Source organism: Luteimonas sp. 100069, from assembly GCF_003813845.1.
Classification (GTDB): Bacteria; Pseudomonadota; Gammaproteobacteria; order Xanthomonadales; family Xanthomonadaceae; genus Luteimonas; species Luteimonas chenhongjianii.
Map to the genome: position 1 here is coordinate 1,233,231 of NZ_RPFN01000001.1, position 16,783 is coordinate 1,250,013.

Here is a 16,783-nt window from a genome sequence, read left to right on the forward strand (position 1 = left end):
CCACATGGCCACTGAAATCAAAGTCCCGGTCCTGCCCGAATCCGTTTCCGACGCGACCATCGCCACCTGGCACAAGAAGGCCGGCGATGCGGTCAAGCGCGACGAGAACCTCGTCGACCTGGAGACCGACAAGGTCGTCCTCGAAGTGCCGTCGACGGTTGACGGCGTGCTGAAGGAGATCAAGTTCGAAGAAGGCGCGACGGTCAACAGCGCGCAGGTCATCGCCATCATCGAGGAAGGCGCCGTCGCAGAAGCGCCGGCCGCCGAAGCCGGTGCAAAGGCGTCGGCGCCTGCCGCCGGTGCCGAGACCGTGCAGCCGAAGCCGGATGCGGGCAAGGCCGATGCCAAGCCGCAGTCGTCGGGCAGGAATGACGCGCTGCCGCCGGGCGCGCGCTTCACCGCCGAGACCAAGGGCATCGATGCCTCGCAGGTCGAAGGCACTGGCCGCCGTGGCGCGGTGACCAAGGAAGACCTGATCAACTACGCCTCGGGCAAGACCCCGGGCGTGTCCGGCGGCGCGCGTCCCGAAGAGCGCGTGCCGATGACCCGCATCCGCAAGACGATCGCCGCGCGCCTGATGCAGTCGAAGGAATCGATCGCGATGCTGACCTCGTTCAACGAGGTCAACCTGGGCAAGGTGATGGCGCTGCGCAAGGAACTCGGCGAGCAGTTCCAGAAGGACCACGGCATCAAGCTGGGCTTCATGAGCTTCTTCGCCAAGGCCGCCGCCAACGCGCTGGCCAAGTACCCGGTGGTCAACGCCTCGGTCGACGGTGACGACATCATCTATCACGGCTACGCGGACATCTCGGTCGCGATCTCCACCGATCGTGGCCTGGTGACGCCGGTGCTGCGCAATGTCGAGCGTCAGGGCTTCGCCGAGATCGAACAGGGCATCGCGGACTACGCCAAGAAGGCGCGCGACGGCAAGCTCGGCCTCGACGACCTCCAGGGCGGCACGTTCACGATCACCAACGGCGGCACCTTCGGCTCGCTGATGTCCACGCCGATCGTCAACCCGCCGCAGTCGGCGATCCTCGGCATGCATTCGATCAAGGAACGTCCGATCGTCGAGAACGGCCAGATCGTCGCCGCGCCGATGATGTACATCGCGCTGTCCTACGACCACCGCATCATCGACGGCAAGGATGCGGTGCTGTTCCTGGTCGACATCAAGAACCAGCTGGAAAACCCGCACCGCATGCTGCTCGGCATGTGATGCCCGCGCAGCCCCCTCCGCCGGAGGGGGTTTGCGCTTGTGGCGCCAGGCGCCGCGTTTCCCAAATTCGCCGAACAGGCACCCTGCCCGCGGGCAGGCATCGAAAGAAGGATTTCCCCATGGCAGAACAATTCGACGTCGTCGTCATCGGTGCCGGCCCGGCCGGCTATCACGCCGCGATCCGCGCCGCGCAGCTGGGCATGAAGGTCGCCTGCATCGACGCTGCGCTGGGCAAGGACGGCAAGCCCGCGCTCGGCGGCACCTGCCTCCGCGTCGGCTGCATCCCCTCCAAGGCGCTGCTCGACTCCTCGCGCCAGTTCTGGAACATGGGCCACATCTTTGGCGACCACGGCATCAGCTTCAAGGACGCGAAGATCGACGTCGAGGCGATGATCGGCCGCAAGGACAAGATCGTGAAGCAGTTCACCGGCGGCATCGCGATGCTGTTCAAGGCGAACAAGGTCACGGCCTACTACGGCTTCGCCACCCTGCACGCCGACCGCCTGGTGAAGGTCAAGCAGCACGACGGCAGCGAGGTCGAGCTGACCGGCACCAACGTCATCATCGCCGCCGGTTCGGATTCGATTGAACTGCCGTTCGCCAAGTTCGACGGCGAGACCATCGTCGACAACGTCGGCGCGCTCGACTTCACCGAGGTGCCCAAGCGCCTGGCGGTGATCGGCGCCGGTGTGATCGGCCTGGAACTGGGCAGCGTCTGGAAGCGTCTCGGCGCCGAGGTCGTGATCCTCGAAGCCCTGCCCGACTTCCTTGCCGCGGCCGATGCCGAGGCGAGCAAGACCGCGCTGAAGGAATTCAAGAAGCAGGGCCTCGACATCCGCCTGGGCGCCAAGGTCTCCAAGGCCGAAGTCACCGGCAAGGGCAAGAAGAAGGAAGTGGTGCTGAGCTTCGCCGACAAGGACGGCGAACAGACGATCACCGTCGACAAGCTGCTGGTCGCCGTGGGCCGCAAGGCCGCGAGCAAGGGGCTGCTTGCCGAGGGTTCCGGCGTGAAGCTGACAGACCGCGGCCAGATCGAAGTGGACGCGCACTGCCACACCGGCGTCGAGGGCGTCTGGGCGATCGGCGACTGCGTGCGCGGCCCGATGCTGGCGCACAAGGGCTTCGAGGAAGGCGTGGCGGTTGCCGAACTGATCGCCGGCCTGCCCGGCCACGTCAACTTCGACACCATCCCGTGGGTGATCTATACCGAGCCCGAGATCGCCTGGGTCGGCAAGACCGAACAGCAGCTCAAGGACGAAGGCATCCCGTACAAGGCCGGCAGCTTCCCGTTCGCCGCCAACGGCCGCGCGGTTGCGATGAGCGAGCCGGCGGGCTTCGTCAAGGTTCTCGCGCACGCCGAGACCGATCGCGTGCTGGGCATGCACCTGGTCGGCGCGAACGTGTCCGAGCTGGTGCACGAAGGCGTGCTGACGATGGAGTTCAGCGGTTCGGCCGACGATCTGGCCCGCATCTGCCACGCGCATCCGTCGCTGTCGGAAGTGATCCACGACGCCGCGATGGCGGTCGAGAAACGCGCGATCCACAAGGCCAACTGACCGGCCGCGCCGCGAAGGCTCCGCTCCGGCGGAGCCTTCGTCGTTTGCGGCATTCGCGCACCGTCCGCGACGCGCTTGCATCCATTCGATTCTCCCCCTGTTGCCGGAGTTGCCTGCCATGCAATCGATCTGCGTCTACTGTGGTTCCAATGCGGGCAGCAAGCCCGTCTACGCCGAACGCGCGACAGCGCTGGGCGATCGCCTTGCCCGCGACGGTCTGCGCCTGGTCTATGGCGGTGGCAACGTCGGCCTGATGGGCACGGTGGCCAACGCCGTGCTCGAAGCCGGCGGCGCCGTCACCGGCGTGATTCCCAAACAGCTTGCCGATTGGGAAGTCGCGCATCGCGGCCTGACCGAGCTGGAAGTCGTCGATTCGATGCATGCGCGCAAGATGCGCATGTTCGAACTGTCGGATGCCTTCGTCGCCCTGCCCGGCGGCTTCGGCACCATGGAGGAGATCTTCGAGATGCTCACTTGGCGCCAGCTCGGCATCGGCAGCAAGCCCTGCGCGTTTCTCGACATCGACGGCTTCTATGCGCCGCTGATCGGGATGATCGACCGCATGGTCGAAGAGCGCTTCCTGCATCCGGACCAGCGCGCCGACCTCTGGTACGGCAGCGATATCGACGAAATGCTCGCGTGGATGCGCGCCTACAAGCCCGCGCAGGCGAGCAAGTGGATCGACGAGAAGCGGCGCAGCGTGATGAAGTGAGGTAACGGTTGCCGCGCATCGCGATGCATTCGCACGCGATGTACCCGGGCAATCGCGCGACCGCATCGTGGCTGGATCCCCGCCTCCACGGGATGGCGCGCACCAGGCCAGTCGAAGAACCCGCAGCTCGCGCGTGCCGGCGCAGGAATGGAATCGCGGCCCCGTGCGGCCCGGGAATGCGGATCCGTCCTGGCGCGACCTGTATCCTGAAACCCTCTGTCAGACGAGCTCGCGCATGCCTATCCCCGCCCGCTTCGACGCTTTCCGCATCCACAACGACGACGCCGGTTATCGCAGCGGCATCGAGCAGATCGCGATCGGCGACCTGGCCGATGGTGAGCTCGACATCGCGGTCGTGCATTCGTCGGTGAACTTCAAGGACGCACTGGCGGGTACCGGCAAGGGCAAGATCCTGCGGCGCTTTCCGCTGGTCGGCGGGATCGACGTCGCAGGTCACGTGGTGGCCTCGCGTGACCCGGCGTTCAAGGAGGGCGACGCGATCCTCGTCACCGGCTGCGGACTGTCGGAAACGCGCGATGGCGGCTATGCGCGGTACGCACGCGTCGAATCGAAGTGGGCGGTCCCCCTGCCCGCCGGCCTGACGCTGCGCGAAAGCATGATCCTGGGAACGGCGGGATTCACCGCAGCGCTCGCGTTGCTGCGCATGCGGGAGAACAGGCAGACGCCGGAACTCGGCCCGCTGGCGGTGACCGGCGCCACCGGCGGCGTGGGCTCGCTGGCCGTCGACATCTTCAGCAGCGCCGGCTTCGAGGTCCATGCGATCAGCGGCAAGCCCGAGCACGCCGCGTATCTGCGCGAGATCGGCGCGTCCGAGGTGCTGGGGCGCGACGCCCTGGCGACGACGCGTCCGATGGAGTCGGCGCGCTTCGGTGGTGGTCTCGATAACGTGGGCGGCGACATGCTCGTCAGCCTACTGGCGCAGACCACGCCCTACGGCAATGTCGCCAGCGCCGGACTCGCGGCCAGCGCCGATCTCCCAGCGACCGTGATGCCTTTCATCATCCGGGGCGTCTCGCTGCTCGGCATCGCCTCGGCCGGAACCCCACGCGATATCCGCGATCGGGTCTGGCAGCACCTCGCCAGCGACTGGAAACCCCGGCACCTGGAGACGATCCGCACCCGAGAGGTGACACTCGACGGATTGCCGCAGGTGTTCGCGACCATGCTTGCGGGCGGCTCGCTCGGGCGGACACTCGTCACGCTTTGACGCGAAACGCCCACCCGCGAGCTGAATGCGCAGCTAGAATCACGCCTCACACGTGGGGGAAATCGATGGCACGCATTCTGATCGTGGACGACTCGCCGTCCCAGCTGATGGGCATCCGGCGGATCGTCGAGAAGCTCGGCCATGTCGCGTTGACCGCCGAGGACGGTCAGGCTGGCGTGGAAGCTGCGAAACGCGAACTCCCGGATCTGATCCTGATGGACGTGGTGATGCCGAACCTCAACGGCTTCCAGGCCACCCGCTCGATCACCCGCGAGCCGACAACGGCGCATATCCCGGTGATCCTGGTGACGACGAAGGACCAGGACACCGATCGCGTCTGGGGGATGCGCCAAGGTGCCAAGGCCTATCTGACCAAGCCTTTCAGTGAAGTGGAACTGTCGGAAGCCATCCTCGAAACCATCGGCAGCCGCGCGACGCCGCAGGCCTGAACCCGGGCATCGCGCGGCTGCACGCTCGCATTGCTTCAGTCCACCGTGGCGGCGAACGCGTCGCGCAAGGCCTCGTAGGCCGCGATCTGGCGCTCGTCGCGTGCCAGCGGCGCCTGGATCTCCAGCTCGACGATCTGGTCGCCGGCCGGCGCACCACCGGTGCCAGGCAGGCCACGCCCACGCAAACGCAGTTTGCGCCCCGCTTCGGAGCCGGCCGGAATCTTCAGCTCGACGCGCCCGCCGAGCGTCGCCACGCTGACCGTCGCGCCCAGCGCGGCGTCCCACGGCGCGATCGGCAGGGTGTGGATCACGTTGCGACCATCGACTTCGAATTCCGGGTGCGCTGCGTACTCGATCTCCAGCAGCAGGTCGCCACCGTGCTGTCCCTGGCGCGGCAGGCGCACGACCTGTCCCTGGCGGATGCCACGGGGAATCCTGACGTCGAACGTCTTTCCCAGCACCGGCACGCGGACGCTGTCGCCGCGGTAGATGGTCTCCAGGGGCACCGCCAGTCGCGCGCGCGTGTCACCGCGCGGTTGCGCGGGCCCGCGGCCGGTATAGCCAGCACCTGCGCCTGCGCGACGCCCGAACATCTGTTCGAAGAAATCGCTGAAGCCGGCGCCCGCGCCGCCGGCGAATATCTCGTCGAAGTCGAAGCCGTCCTGGCCTGCGCCGAAACCGCCAGGCGGTGGCTGTACGTCATCGCCCGGCCGATAGCCGCGCGCACGCAGGCTGTCGTAGGCCTTGCGCTTCTCGGGATCGCGGAGGGCCTCGTAAGCCTCGTTGACCGACTTGAAGTGGTTTTCCGCATCCGGCTCCTTGCTGACGTCCGGATGGTACTTGCGGGCGAGCCGACGGTATGCGGTCTTGATTTCCGCATCGCCAGCGTTCGGCTCGACGCCGAGAATTTCGTAGTAATCCTTGAATTGCATCTGCGCACATCCGATGCGGGCAGTCGCCCGCCACGAGGGGGAACGCCGCGAACGACGACGGCCCACAGGATACCTGCAGGCCGCCGTCGCGTACCGTGATCGCGCGAAGGCCCGGCCTTCGACGCAATGGGGCTTACTGGCGGGTATCCGCCCCGGCCGTGCCCACCTGGATGCGGCGAGGCGTGGTTTCCGGACGCTTGGGGATGCCGATCTCCAGCACGCCGTTGTGGCCAACCGCGGTGATCCCATCGGGATCGGCGCTGTCGGGCAGCGTGAAGCGGCGATGGAAGCGCCCGACGCTGCGCTCGATGCGCGAGAACCGCACTTCGTTGGAGCCCGGGTCGCGCTCCTGGGTCTCGCCGACGGCGGGCTTGCGCTCGCCCTTGAGGCTCAGCACGCCCTTGTCCATCCAGACTTCGACATCGGCCGGATCGATACCCGGCAGGTCGGCCAGGATCACGAAGCGGTCTCGCTCCTCGCGGATGTCGACCCGGGGCGTCCACTGGCTGGTGACGACCGACGAGCCGTCGGTGGCATCGCCCTGGACGAACTGGTTGAGCAACTGGCGCATCTCGTCCTGCAAGCTCGTCCGCTCCAGGCGGCCAGGATGAAGGACGACAGGTCGCAAGGTGTCTTGACGCATGGCATGTCTCCGTAATGGGGGGCGGCGCAGTGGCCGCGATGCCTGCGATGTAGGAATCGTCGCGACGGTTTCAAGCGTGTCGCACGCAGTCATGCGGCTCCGGATAGACTCTGTTCACCCTCACGAAAACGAGCGCAACCATGTCCATCCAGATCGGTGACAGCATCCCGGAAGTCACCCTCAAGCACATCCACGACGGCGTGCGTGTCGTCGACACCCCCACCCTGTTCGCCGGCAAGAAGGTCGTGCTGTTCGCGGTGCCCGGCGCATTCACCCCGACCTGTTCGGAGCGCCACCTGCCCGGCTTCGTCGAGCATTTCGATGCCTTCCGCCAACGCGGCATCGAGGTCATCTGCGTGGCGGTCAATGACCCCTTCGTGATGCAGGCCTGGGGCGAAAGCGCCGGTGTTCCGGAGGGCCTGCACATGATTTCCGACGGTAATGGCGAGCTGATCCGGGCCATGGGTCTGGAGATGGACGCCAGCGCCTACGGCATGGGCCTGCGCGCGCGGCGCTTCGCGCTGTACGCCGATGATGGCGTTGTCCGCCAGCTCTTTGTCGAAGCGCCGGGCGAATACAAGGTCTCGTCGGCGGAGCATGTGCTCGCGCATCTGAACTGATCCTCCTGGCACGACCGCGCGGTGGCCACGCCACGCGCTGGCGGCGAACTTCGCGTGGTGCTCATCGGGCGTGAACCACGCGCCCGCCCGCGGACGCCGCGGTGATGCGATCCCGCTGCGAAACCAAAAAAAAAGGGCCGGCAATGCCGGCCCTTTCCATATGCAGACGCGATGCCTCAGTGCGAGGCGGTCGGCGCATCCGTCGCGGGCGAATCAGTCGGCGGCAGCATCTCCACATCGTCCTCGGTCTCGGTCTCGACGATCGATCCATCGACGCGCTCGATGCCCTGCAGGCGCTCGTCCTTGGACACGCGCATCAGGGTCACGCCCTGGGTGTTGCGGCCGACGCGCGCGATCTCCGAGGCACGCGTGCGCACCAGGGTGCCGCCGTTGGAGATCAGCAGCACCTCGTCGTGGTTGCGCAGCAGCACTGCGCCGACCAGCGGACCGTTGCGCTCGGTGGTCTGGATACCGATGACGCCCTGCGTGCCGCGGCCCTTGCGCGGGTACTCCGACAGCGGCGTGCGCTTGCCGTAGCCGTTCTCGGTGGCGGTGAGGATGTAGGGGATGTCGTCGCCGGCGCCGACCTCGGCAATCGGCGTCTCCGCTGCGTCGACCACGGCCTCTTCGATCGAGTCCTCGCTGTCGTCCTCGATGCCGCCCGCCGGCTCGGCAACGATCAGGCTCACCACCTGCTCGCCCTTCGTCAAACGGATGCCCCGCACGCCACCGGCAGTGCGACCCATCGAACGCACGCTGTCCTCGGAGAAACGCACGGTCTTGCCGTTGGATGCGAACAGCAGCACGTCACGCTCGCCGTCGGTCAGCGCAACGCCGACCAGGGCGTCGCCCTCGTCCAGGCGGATCGCGATCTTGCCGCGCGCCAGGCGATAGGCGAACTCGGTCAGTGGCGTCTTCTTGACCGTGCCGAAACGCGTGGCGAAGAACACGTACTGGCCCTGCACGTACTCGCGCACCGGCACCACGGCCTGTACCCGCTCGCCGGCTTCCAGCGGGATCCAGTTGATGATCGGCCGCCCGCGTGCGTTCGGGCCGGCATCGGGCAACTGGTGCACCGGCAGCCAGAACACGCGGCCGGCACTGGTGAAGGTCAGCAGGGTGTCGTGGGTGTTGACCAGCCACAACTGCTCGATGAAATCCTCGTCCTTGGTCGACGCCGCGTTGCGGCCCCGGCCGCCGCGCTTCTGCGCGCGGTAGGCACTGACCGGCTGGCGCTTGGCATAGCCCGAGTGCGACAGCGTGACAACGACGTCTTCCGGCGCAATCAGGTCGAGGATGTCGAGATCCTCCTCGCTGGCGCGGATCTCGCTGCGGCGTGCATCGCCAAATTCTTCCTTGACGTTGCGCAGCTCGGTGCGGATGAGCTCGAGCAGCACTTCGGGATCTTCGAGGATCTCGATCAGGCCGCGAATGGTTTCGAGCAGCAGCTTGTACTCGTCGGTCAGGCGGTCCTGCTCCAGCCCGGTCAGGCGGTGCAGGCGCATTTCGAGAATCTGCTGGGCCTGGGCCTCGGTCAGCTGGTAGCCGCCATCGATCAGGCCCACGCCGTCGGGCAGATCTTCCGGACGCGAGGCCTCCGAGCCGGTCGCCGCGAGCAGCGCGCCGACCAGGCCCGCTTCCCAGCGCCGGCCGAGCATCCTTTCCTTGGCGACCTGCGGGTTCTCGGACGTCTTGATCAGCTCGATCATCTCGTCGATGTTGGCGAGCGCGACGGTCAGGCCTTCGAGGATGTGCGCACGGTTGCGCGCCTTGCGCAGTTCGAAGATCGTCCGGCGCGTGACCACTTCGCGACGGTGGCGCACGAAGGCTTCGAGGATCTGCTTGAGGTTCAGCAACTGCGGGCGGCCGTCGACCAGCGCCACCATGTTGATGCCGAACACCGACTCCATCTGCGTCTGCGAATAGAGGTTGTTGAGCACCACTTCGGCCGAATCGCCGCGCTTGATCTCGATGTAGATGCGCATGCCGTCCTTGTCGGACTCGTCGCGCAGCTCGCTGATGCCCTCGAGCTTCTTTTCCTTCACCAGCTCGGCGATCTTCTCGATCAGCCGCGCCTTGTTCACCTGGTAGGGAATCTCGGTGACGATGATCGACTCGCGGCCGTTGTCGGCCACTTCCACGTCGGCGCGCGCACGCATGCGCACACGGCCACGGCCGGTGCGATACGCCAGGTGGATGCCGCCGACGCCGTTGATGATCCCCGCGGTCGGGAAATCCGGCCCCGGGATGTATTCCATCAGACCGTCGATGTCGATGTCCGGGGTGTCGATCAATGCGATCAGCGCATCGATGACCTCGCCCAGGTTGTGCGGCGGGATGTTGGTCGCCATGCCCACCGCGATACCGGCCGAACCGTTGACCAGCAGGTTCGGAAACCGGGTCGGCATGACCGTCGGCTCGCTTTCCTTCTCGTCGTAGTTGAGCTGGAAATCGACGGTTTCCTTGTCGATGTCGGCCATCAGCTCGTGGCTGAGGCGGGCCATGCGCGATTCGGTGTAACGCATCGCAGCGGCCGAGTCGCCGTCGACCGAACCGAAGTTGCCCTGCCCGTCGACCAGCATGTAGCGCAACGAGAACGGCTGGGCCATGCGCACCAGCGTGTCGTAGACCGACTGGTCGCCGTGCGGGTGGTACTTACCGATGACGTCACCGACGATACGCGCCGACTTGAAATAGGCCTTGTTGCTGTGGGCGCCGAGCTCGTGCATCGCGAACAGCACGCGCCGGTGCACCGGCTTGAGTCCATCCCGGACATCGGGAAGCGCGCGTCCCACGATCACGCTCATCGCGTAATCGAGGTAACTGCGCCGCATCTCGTCTTCGAGATTGACGGGAATGATTTCTTTCGCGGATTCGACCATCGAGGGTGCTTGCATCCTGGCTGCGCGGCCCGGTTTTCAGACGCCGGCGGCATTCACCGGCGCTGCGCGTACCGGCCGCCGGCGACGCGTTGAAAACGACAGGAAATCATAGCACAAAACCCACCGCAGCCCCAATTTTTCCAACGTAAAAACAAGGACTTGGCGGCTGGCTTGTGCGCGGCACGGGCGGCGGCGGCACTCGGCCGGCACCTGCCCCGCATCGACATCTTTCGGCGACGCCCGCGATCAGTACCGGTGCGCGGGGTTTTCCCGCTGCCGGTGCAGCGGGAGGGCGCGCATGCGAACGAAGCGGCGTGCACAACCTGCATCCGGGATCGCCGGCGGTTCCTGCCGTTGACGTTGCCGCCGATCTCGCGTCGAGCGCCCCGTGCCGCCGCGCTCCCACGAATCGCACGCGACGGGACGAAACAGACGATGCAGTCAGCGCCGGCCAAAGGGCGCCGCTCTAGCCGCCGAACAATGCGCGCATCGCTGCGGTGGTCGGACGTTCCACCACGCCCTGCTCGGTCACGATGGCATCGATCAGTTCCCCGGGAGTCACATCGAAAACCGGGTTCCACGCCTGGATACCCTCGGCCACGGTGCGGCTGCCGCCGATGCCGAACAGTTCGCCCGGATCGCGTTGCTCGATCTCGATCAGGTCACCGGTCGCGGTATCCATGTCGACGGTCGACGAGGGCGCGACCACCATGAACTTCACGCCGTGGTGGCGCGCGGCGATCGCCAGCTGGTAGGTGCCGATCTTGTTCGCGGTATCGCCATTGGCGCAGATGCGGTCGGCGCCGACGATGATCCACTGCACCAGGCCGCTCTTCATCAGATGCGACGCCGCGGAATCGGCGATCAGGGTCGCGTCGATGCCGTCCTGCTGCAGCTCCCATACCGTCAGCCGCGCGCCCTGCAGCCACGGCCGCGTCTCGCCGGCGAACACCTTGCCGATGCGCCCCTGCGCCATGCCGGCGCGAATCACCCCCAGCGCGGTGCCGAAACCCGCCGTCGCAAGCGATCCGGTATTGCAATGGGTCAGCACGCCGCTGCCGGGTGCGATCAGCTCGGCGCCGAGCGCGCCCATGCGACGGTTGGCGGCGAGGTCTTCCTCGGCGATCGCCCGCGCTTCACGCTCGAGCACTTCCCGCCAATCGGCGCCAGCGGTCGCAAGTACGCGGCGCATGCGGGCCAGTGCCCAGGCAAGATTGACGGCCGTCGGACGCGCCGCATTGAGTCGTTGCAGTGCGGGCTCAAGCTTCGCCTGCGCCGCAGCGCCGTCCTCGGCTTCCACCTCGCGTGCGCCGAGCACCGCGCCCCACGCGGCAGCAATGCCGATGGCCGGCGCGCCACGCACGGTCAGCGCATGGATTGCCTGGGCCACGTCGTCGCTGGTCCTGCAGCTGACGTGCTCGACCACGAAGGGAAGCTTGCGCTGGTCCAGCAGTTCCAGCGTGTCGCCGGTCCACAGGATCGGGCGGATATGGTCGTAGCGATCGAAATCGAGCAGGGATGTGTTCATGGGGCAATTGTAATTCGGGGATGCCGGATTGCCGTTGCGGCCCGGACTTCGATTGCACTGGCGTTTTCCGCGCTTCGGGCACGATCCACGGACGATGCCGGCATGAAGCGTGCGGAAGTCGCGTCGCGCTACGCCCGCGCGAAATCGAAGGCGATCACGTCCGCGATGCTTCCGGTGCCGAGCATCGCCATCATCAGACGGTCGACACCCAGCGCCACGCCGGCGCAGTCGGGGAAGCCGGCATCGAGTGCGCCGAGCAGGGCCTCGTCGAGCGGCGGCAGCGGCGCGCCGCGCGAGGCGCGGACCGCATGATCGCGCTCGAAGCGGAGGCGCTGTTCGAAGCCATCGGCCAGCTCGTGGTAGCCGTTGGCCAGCTCCAAGGCGCCCAGGTACAACTCGAAGCGTTCGGCCACCTGCACGCCGTCGCGTTCTGTAACGCGTGCGAGCATGCACTGCGAGGCCGGATAGTCGTGCACCACGAGAATGCGGTCGGCTGGATTGGCCGGCTGGATGCGGTGGGTCATCAACAGGTCGAGCCAGTCGTCGCGGGTAAGCCCCTGCGGATCAATCCGGATGTCCCCCAGGGCCGCCTGCAGTTCGGCCTCCGGCGCCGTCATCGGGTCAAGGCCGAGCTGGTCGAGATAGAGTGCGCGGAAGCTCGTCTGCACGACATGCGCGCGCCGCTCCACCAGCGCGAGCGCGGTCTGCACCAGCGCGACGGTCTCGTCGGCAAGTGCCCGCTGATCCCAACCCACGCGATACCACTCGAGCATGGTGAACTCGGGGTTGTGGCGGCCGCCGGCCTCGCCGTCGCGAAATACGCGGCCGAGCTCGTAACAGTCGCCGAAGCCGGCCGCCAGCAGGCGCTTGAGCGGAAACTCCGGCGAGGTACGCAGCCAGCGCGTCCGCGGACCGGCCGAGACATGGCCGCCGAATTCCGTGCGGAAGCTCGCGACGTTGGGATCGGTATTGCCCGCCTGCGACAGCATCGGGGTCTCGACCTCGATCACGCCACGCACGGCGAAGAATGCACGCAGGGCCTCATTGAGGCGTGCGCGCAGCCGGAGGGTCTCGAAGCTCGCCGAAGGCAGCCGTGGATCGCTCATGCCTGCGTCCGGAGGAAAGCGAGCAGCGCGGCCTCGTCCCAGATCTCGATCCCGAGCTCCTGGGCTTTGGTGAGCTTGGACCCCGCGGTCTCCCCGGCGACCACCAGCGAGGTTTTCCTGGAGACGCTGCCCGCGATCTTCGCGCCCAGTGCTTCCAGACGCTCACCTGCCTCGTCGCGGGTCATCGCCGACAGGGTGCCGGTCAACACGACGGTCTTGCCCGCCAACGGGCCAGCCGCCTTCGACGCCCGCACCGGCGCGGCATCGAGCAGACGCCTCATCGCGGCGTCCTCTGCCCGCAGCGCGGCGAGCGCGTCGGCATTGGCGAGATACGCGGAAAGATTGTCCGCGCCCGCGCTGGAAAGCCCGGCGCCCGTCCAGCCGCTGGCGTTCGCGCGGAGCAATGCGTCAAGGCTGCCGTAGGTGTCGGCGAGGCGCTCGGCACTCTTGCCGCCGAGCTTGTCGACCGGCAGTGAGGCCAGCAGGTGCGCAAGTCCAAGCCGTTCGCGCAGCTCGGCGGCAGGCGCCGCCTCGTCAGTGAACGTGATGCCGGCCGCGAGCAGTGCGTCGACGACCGCGATGTTGCCCGGCTGCTCGAAGAACGTCGCGATCGAACGTGCCACTTCGCCACCGATATCCGGCAGCGCCTGGAGCAGCGCGGCCGGGGTCGAGCGCACGAACTCGAGCGAGCCCAGCCAGTGCGCCAGCGACTTGGCCGTGGTCTCGCCCAGGTGCGGAATGCCCAGGGCGAACAGGAAGCGCGGCAGCGTCGTGGTGCGACTGGCGTCGATACCGGCCACGAGGTTCTCGGCCCACCGCGTCGCGAGCTTGCCGTCAGTGCCGAGTGCGAGGTGCTGGCGCAGGAAGCCGGCCTCCTTCCACACCGGCGCCTCCTCCGCGAGCACCGCCTCGCCCTCGGCATCGAGCACCAGCGCGCCTCTGCTGTCACGTACCGCCTGCGCGAAGTCGGCAGCCGTCGCGGCATCGAGCGCAGTCTTCATGCGTACCAGGTCCTCGACCGTGAGCACATAGAGATCGGCCGGGGAATGGACGAAGCCGAACTCCACCAGGGCTTCGGCCTGCCTGTCGCCGAGGCCTTCGATGTCCATGGCGCGGCGCGAGGCGAAATGGCGCACGGCTTCCTTGCGCTGCGCCGAACAGGTGAGCCCGCCCGTACAGCGCCAGGCTGCGGCGCCCTCCTCGCGCACGAGCGACGAGCCGCAGACCGGGCATGTCGTCGGCATCGACCACTGCACCGCTTCCGCCGGCCGCCGCTCCTCGATCACGCGCACGATCTCGGGAATCACGTCGCCTGCGCGGCGCACGATCACGGTGTCGCCTTCACGGGCGTCGAGACGGCGGATCTGGTCCTCGTTGTGCAGGGTCGCATTGGTGACCGTGACCCCGGCGACCTGGACCGGCTCCAGTCGCGCAACGGGCGTGATCGCGCCGGTCCGGCCCACCTGCACCTCGATCGCGCGCAGCACGGTGGACTGTTCCTGCGCCGGGAACTTGTGCGCCAACGCCCAGCGCGGTGCCCGCGAGACGAAACCCATCGTCGCCTGCTGATCGAAGTCGTCGAGCTTGTAGACCACGCCATCGATGTCGTAGGGCAAGCTGTCGCGCATCTTGCCGATACGGCGGAAGTACGCGATCAACCCGTCGAAACCGGTGGCGGTATCCACCTCCGGCGCCACCGGAAAGCCGAACTGGCGCAGCAGTGCCAGCGTCGCCGAATGGGTCTCGGGCAGTTCCAGCCCGCGCACCTCGCCAACCGCGTAGGCGAAGAACGCGAGCGGACGCCGGCGGGTCACCGCCGGATCGAGCTGGCGCAGCGAGCCGGCGGCGCCGTTGCGCGGATTGGCCAGCAACTTCTCGTTGTGTTCGAGCGCCCTCGCATTCCAGGCCTCGAAGGCCTTGCGCGGCATGTAGATCTCACCGCGCACCTCGAGCACCGCGGGCGGCGGGCTGTCGGCGGTGCGCAGCTTCAACGGCACTGCGCGCACCTGACGCAGGTTGGCGGTGACGTTCTCGCCGGTGGCGCCGTCGCCGCGCGTCGCACCCTGCACGAAGATTCCGTTCTCGTAGCGCAGGCTGATCGCCAGGCCATCGAGTTTGGGTTCGACCGAGAACACCGGTGCGGAGATGCCCAGTTTCTGTTCGATACGGCGCTCGAAATCGGCGACCTCGGCATAGCGCGTGCGATCGTCCGCGTCCTCGCCTACGCCGGGCGTCTCGAAGGCGTTGGCCAGCGACAGCATCGGGATCGCATGCCGCACTTCCGGGAAGCCGCCATCGGGTCTGGCGCCGACCGTGCGCGTAGGCGAATCGTCACTGGCCAGCTCGGGATGGGCCGTCTCAAGGGCTTCGAGCTCGCGCAGCAGCGCGTCGTATTCGGCGTCGGGGATCGACGGGTCGTCGAGCACGTAATACCGGTGATTGGCGGCTTCGATGCGCGCGCGCAACTCGGCGGCGCGGTCGGCGGGGGATGGAGTCGGCATGCGGGAATTGTAGGCCTGCCGCGTTCGCAAAGCGGCAGGCATGGAGTGAAAACGCGCGTGTGAGATGCCTCCATGACCGGGCCTTGGACACGCGCAAGCGCCAGGATCAGGGCTGCATGGCGCTCCGCCGAGTCGCTGCGCTCACGGCAAGTCCTCTGTCGACCGGATACGCGCCTCGACCGATCGCGCGTTGCGTCCCAGAGGCCCCTCGCCCGCTCCAAGCCGAGCCGCGGTCACGGCCGCGCGGTAGACCTGCAATCTGGCTTCGAGCGTCCCTGCGTGCAGTTCGAACAGGTGGTTGTCGAAGTCGTGAAAGTACAGGGACTCGCCCTCGCCTTCGATACGCGGCCTCGACGGCCCGAACTCGACACCCAGCGCTTCGAGCCGGACGCGATAGCCCGGCAGCTCGGCCGCCGCGACAGCGAAGGCGACATGGCGGTAGGAACGCGCGGGCAGCGGCTCACCCTGCATCGTCGCGATCCAGATGCCACCGAGCAGGAAGAACTTCTCGGGCGACAGCGAACGGCTGTCGGCACCACTGGCATAGACCTCCTGCGCGCCGAGCCCTTCGACGAACAGCCGGGTCGTCCGGTCGAGGTCGCGGACGACGAAGGTCAGGTGGCTGATGCCCGAGATCGCCACCCTGCCCGCTCCTACCAGCGCGGGCTGCGGGTCACCGGCGGGGCTTCGTGCTCGCGATCCCAGGTGCGCAGTTCTTCCCGCAGGCCGCCGATACGCTGGCGACCCAGGGCATTGCGCTGCTCGTCGAGCAGCACACCATCGAGCAGTTCTGCCATGCGCTCGGCGGTCGGCAGCATCGCATCCCAGGCATCGAGTGCACGGGTTGGCGCCGGCAGGGTCAGGAAGAACGCGATCGCCGGCGTCTCCAGCGACTGGATCTCCGCCATGTCGAAGCTGCCGGGACTGCGGATGTTGGCAACGCTGAAGATCGGGCCGCGCTCGGGATGGCCGTCGACCAGGCGGTGGAACACGTTCATGTGGCCGTAGGTCAGCCCGGTCTTCTCGGCGGCGACCACGATGTCCGGACCGCGCAGCACGCTGCCGGCGCGCGCCGCGATGTAGAGGGTGATGATCTTGTCGAAGTCGTCGGTATTGCGCTTGCCCAGCTCGCTGTTGGGCGAAACGCTGCCGACGGTTTCGTCGAGCAGGTCCATCTCCGCCTGCACTGCCTCGGTATCGCCCGCGGCGCGCGGCACCCCGGCGCTGCCGAGATCCTGTTCGAGCTGGGCGCCGAGTGTGGGTTCCAGGCGCTGCTCGCGCTCGTCGGCCGGGGCGATGCGCCGCCCCTGGCCGCTACGCGGACGTGTCCCGAAGTACCAGATCGCACCCATCAGCAGCAGGCCCGCGACCAGGATCCCGATCCGCATCATCCAGTCATCGGTCATT

14 protein-coding genes are annotated in these 16,783 nt (G+C 67.3%); 6 read left to right on the top strand and 8 right to left on the bottom strand.

Going from position 1 to position 16,783, the window contains the following annotated elements; translation table 11 throughout:
• The first annotated feature begins 4 nt into the window (after positions 1-4).
• The 5 genes from sucB (at position 5) to pilH (ending at position 5,164) form a co-directional block, all read left to right on the top strand.
• A complete protein-coding gene (gene sucB / locus EGK76_RS05500) occupies positions 5-1,219 on the top strand; it encodes a dihydrolipoyllysine-residue succinyltransferase (RefSeq protein WP_123831907.1) in 1,215 nt (404 codons plus the stop codon).
• Between the two features lie 119 nt (positions 1,220-1,338).
• Positions 1,339-2,775 (top strand): dihydrolipoyl dehydrogenase, encoded by a 1,437-nt coding sequence (gene lpdA, locus EGK76_RS05505; RefSeq protein WP_123831908.1) that lies wholly within the window; start codon positions 1,339-1,341, stop codon positions 2,773-2,775.
• Positions 2,776-2,893: 118 nt separating this feature from the next.
• A complete protein-coding gene (locus EGK76_RS05510; protein ID WP_123831909.1) occupies positions 2,894-3,487 on the top strand; it encodes a TIGR00730 family Rossman fold protein in 594 nt (197 codons plus the stop codon).
• Between the two features lie 235 nt (positions 3,488-3,722).
• The gene (locus tag EGK76_RS05515) at positions 3,723-4,715 is read left to right on the top strand and encodes an acryloyl-CoA reductase (protein ID WP_096298464.1); all 993 of its coding nucleotides are present in this window, start codon (positions 3,723-3,725) and stop codon (positions 4,713-4,715) included.
• A 65-nt stretch (positions 4,716-4,780) separates the two neighbouring features.
• The gene (gene pilH / locus EGK76_RS05520) at positions 4,781-5,164 is read left to right on the top strand and encodes a twitching motility response regulator PilH (protein ID WP_096298462.1); all 384 of its coding nucleotides are present in this window, start codon (positions 4,781-4,783) and stop codon (positions 5,162-5,164) included.
• A gap of 35 nt (positions 5,165-5,199) precedes the next feature.
• Here the strand turns inward: pilH and EGK76_RS05525 are convergent, their stop codons facing one another.
• Both EGK76_RS05525 and EGK76_RS05530 read right to left on the bottom strand, forming a co-directional pair.
• On the bottom strand, positions 5,200-6,096 hold the full coding sequence (locus EGK76_RS05525; RefSeq protein WP_096298459.1) for a DnaJ C-terminal domain-containing protein: 897 nt from the start codon (positions 6,094-6,096) through the stop codon (positions 5,200-5,202).
• A 133-nt stretch (positions 6,097-6,229) separates the two neighbouring features.
• Positions 6,230-6,739, bottom strand: coding sequence for an Hsp20/alpha crystallin family protein (locus EGK76_RS05530; protein WP_096298457.1), 510 nt, complete (start codon positions 6,737-6,739; stop codon positions 6,230-6,232).
• A gap of 140 nt (positions 6,740-6,879) precedes the next feature.
• On the opposite strand from EGK76_RS05530, the gene EGK76_RS05535 reads away from it, so the two are divergent.
• Entirely contained in the window at positions 6,880-7,359 is a 480-nt protein-coding gene (locus EGK76_RS05535) for a peroxiredoxin (RefSeq protein WP_096298455.1), read from the top strand.
• Between the two features lie 176 nt (positions 7,360-7,535).
• Here EGK76_RS05535 and gyrA read toward each other — a convergent pair whose 3' ends face one another.
• The 6 genes from gyrA to zipA form a co-directional block, all read right to left on the bottom strand.
• Positions 7,536-10,241: a DNA gyrase subunit A gene (gene gyrA / locus EGK76_RS05540; protein WP_123832074.1), complete on the bottom strand. Its 2,706-nt coding sequence runs from the start codon at positions 10,239-10,241 to the stop codon at positions 7,536-7,538.
• A gap of 466 nt (positions 10,242-10,707) precedes the next feature.
• On the bottom strand, positions 10,708-11,769 hold the full coding sequence (gene mtnA / locus EGK76_RS05545; RefSeq protein ID WP_123831910.1) for an S-methyl-5-thioribose-1-phosphate isomerase: 1,062 nt from the start codon (positions 11,767-11,769) through the stop codon (positions 10,708-10,710).
• Between the two features lie 128 nt (positions 11,770-11,897).
• Positions 11,898-12,875, bottom strand: coding sequence for an EF-P lysine aminoacylase EpmA (epmA, locus tag EGK76_RS05550; protein WP_096298449.1), 978 nt, complete (start codon positions 12,873-12,875; stop codon positions 11,898-11,900).
• On the bottom strand, positions 12,872-15,376 hold the full coding sequence (gene ligA / locus EGK76_RS05555) for an NAD-dependent DNA ligase LigA (RefSeq protein WP_123831911.1): 2,505 nt from the start codon (positions 15,374-15,376) through the stop codon (positions 12,872-12,874). Before ligA ends, epmA begins: the two co-directional genes overlap by 4 nt.
• Before the next feature lie 141 nt (positions 15,377-15,517).
• Positions 15,518-16,018 (bottom strand): FosX/FosE/FosI family fosfomycin resistance hydrolase, encoded by a 501-nt coding sequence (gene fosX, locus EGK76_RS05560; protein WP_123831912.1) that lies wholly within the window; start codon positions 16,016-16,018, stop codon positions 15,518-15,520.
• 11 nt (positions 16,019-16,029) lie between these two features.
• A complete protein-coding gene (gene zipA / locus EGK76_RS05565; protein WP_096298443.1) occupies positions 16,030-16,782 on the bottom strand; it encodes a cell division protein ZipA in 753 nt (250 codons plus the stop codon).
• Between the last annotated feature and the right edge of the window lies 1 nt (position 16,783).

Coding starts and splice junctions, on each gene's coding strand:
- zipA (WP_096298443.1), bottom strand. CDS start 16,782: ATGACCGATGACTGGATGATGCGGATCGGGATCCTGGTCGCGGGCCTG.
- ligA (WP_123831911.1), bottom strand. CDS start 15,376: ATGCCGACTCCATCCCCCGCCGACCGCGCCGCCGAGTTGCGCGCGCGC.
- epmA (WP_096298449.1), bottom strand. CDS start 12,875: ATGAGCGATCCACGGCTGCCTTCGGCGAGCTTCGAGACCCTCCGGCTG.
- EGK76_RS05530 (WP_096298457.1), bottom strand. CDS start 6,739: ATGCGTCAAGACACCTTGCGACCTGTCGTCCTTCATCCTGGCCGCCTG.
- EGK76_RS05535 (WP_096298455.1), top strand. CDS start 6,880: ATGTCCATCCAGATCGGTGACAGCATCCCGGAAGTCACCCTCAAGCAC.
- pilH (WP_096298462.1), top strand. CDS start 4,781: ATGGCACGCATTCTGATCGTGGACGACTCGCCGTCCCAGCTGATGGGC.
- EGK76_RS05515 (WP_096298464.1), top strand. CDS start 3,723: ATGCCTATCCCCGCCCGCTTCGACGCTTTCCGCATCCACAACGACGAC.
- EGK76_RS05510 (WP_123831909.1), top strand. CDS start 2,894: ATGCAATCGATCTGCGTCTACTGTGGTTCCAATGCGGGCAGCAAGCCC.
- mtnA (WP_123831910.1), bottom strand. CDS start 11,769: ATGAACACATCCCTGCTCGATTTCGATCGCTACGACCATATCCGCCCG.
- sucB (WP_123831907.1), top strand. CDS start 5: ATGGCCACTGAAATCAAAGTCCCGGTCCTGCCCGAATCCGTTTCCGAC.
- lpdA (WP_123831908.1), top strand. CDS start 1,339: ATGGCAGAACAATTCGACGTCGTCGTCATCGGTGCCGGCCCGGCCGGC.
- EGK76_RS05525 (WP_096298459.1), bottom strand. CDS start 6,096: ATGCAATTCAAGGATTACTACGAAATTCTCGGCGTCGAGCCGAACGCT.
- gyrA (WP_123832074.1), bottom strand. CDS start 10,241: ATGGTCGAATCCGCGAAAGAAATCATTCCCGTCAATCTCGAAGACGAG.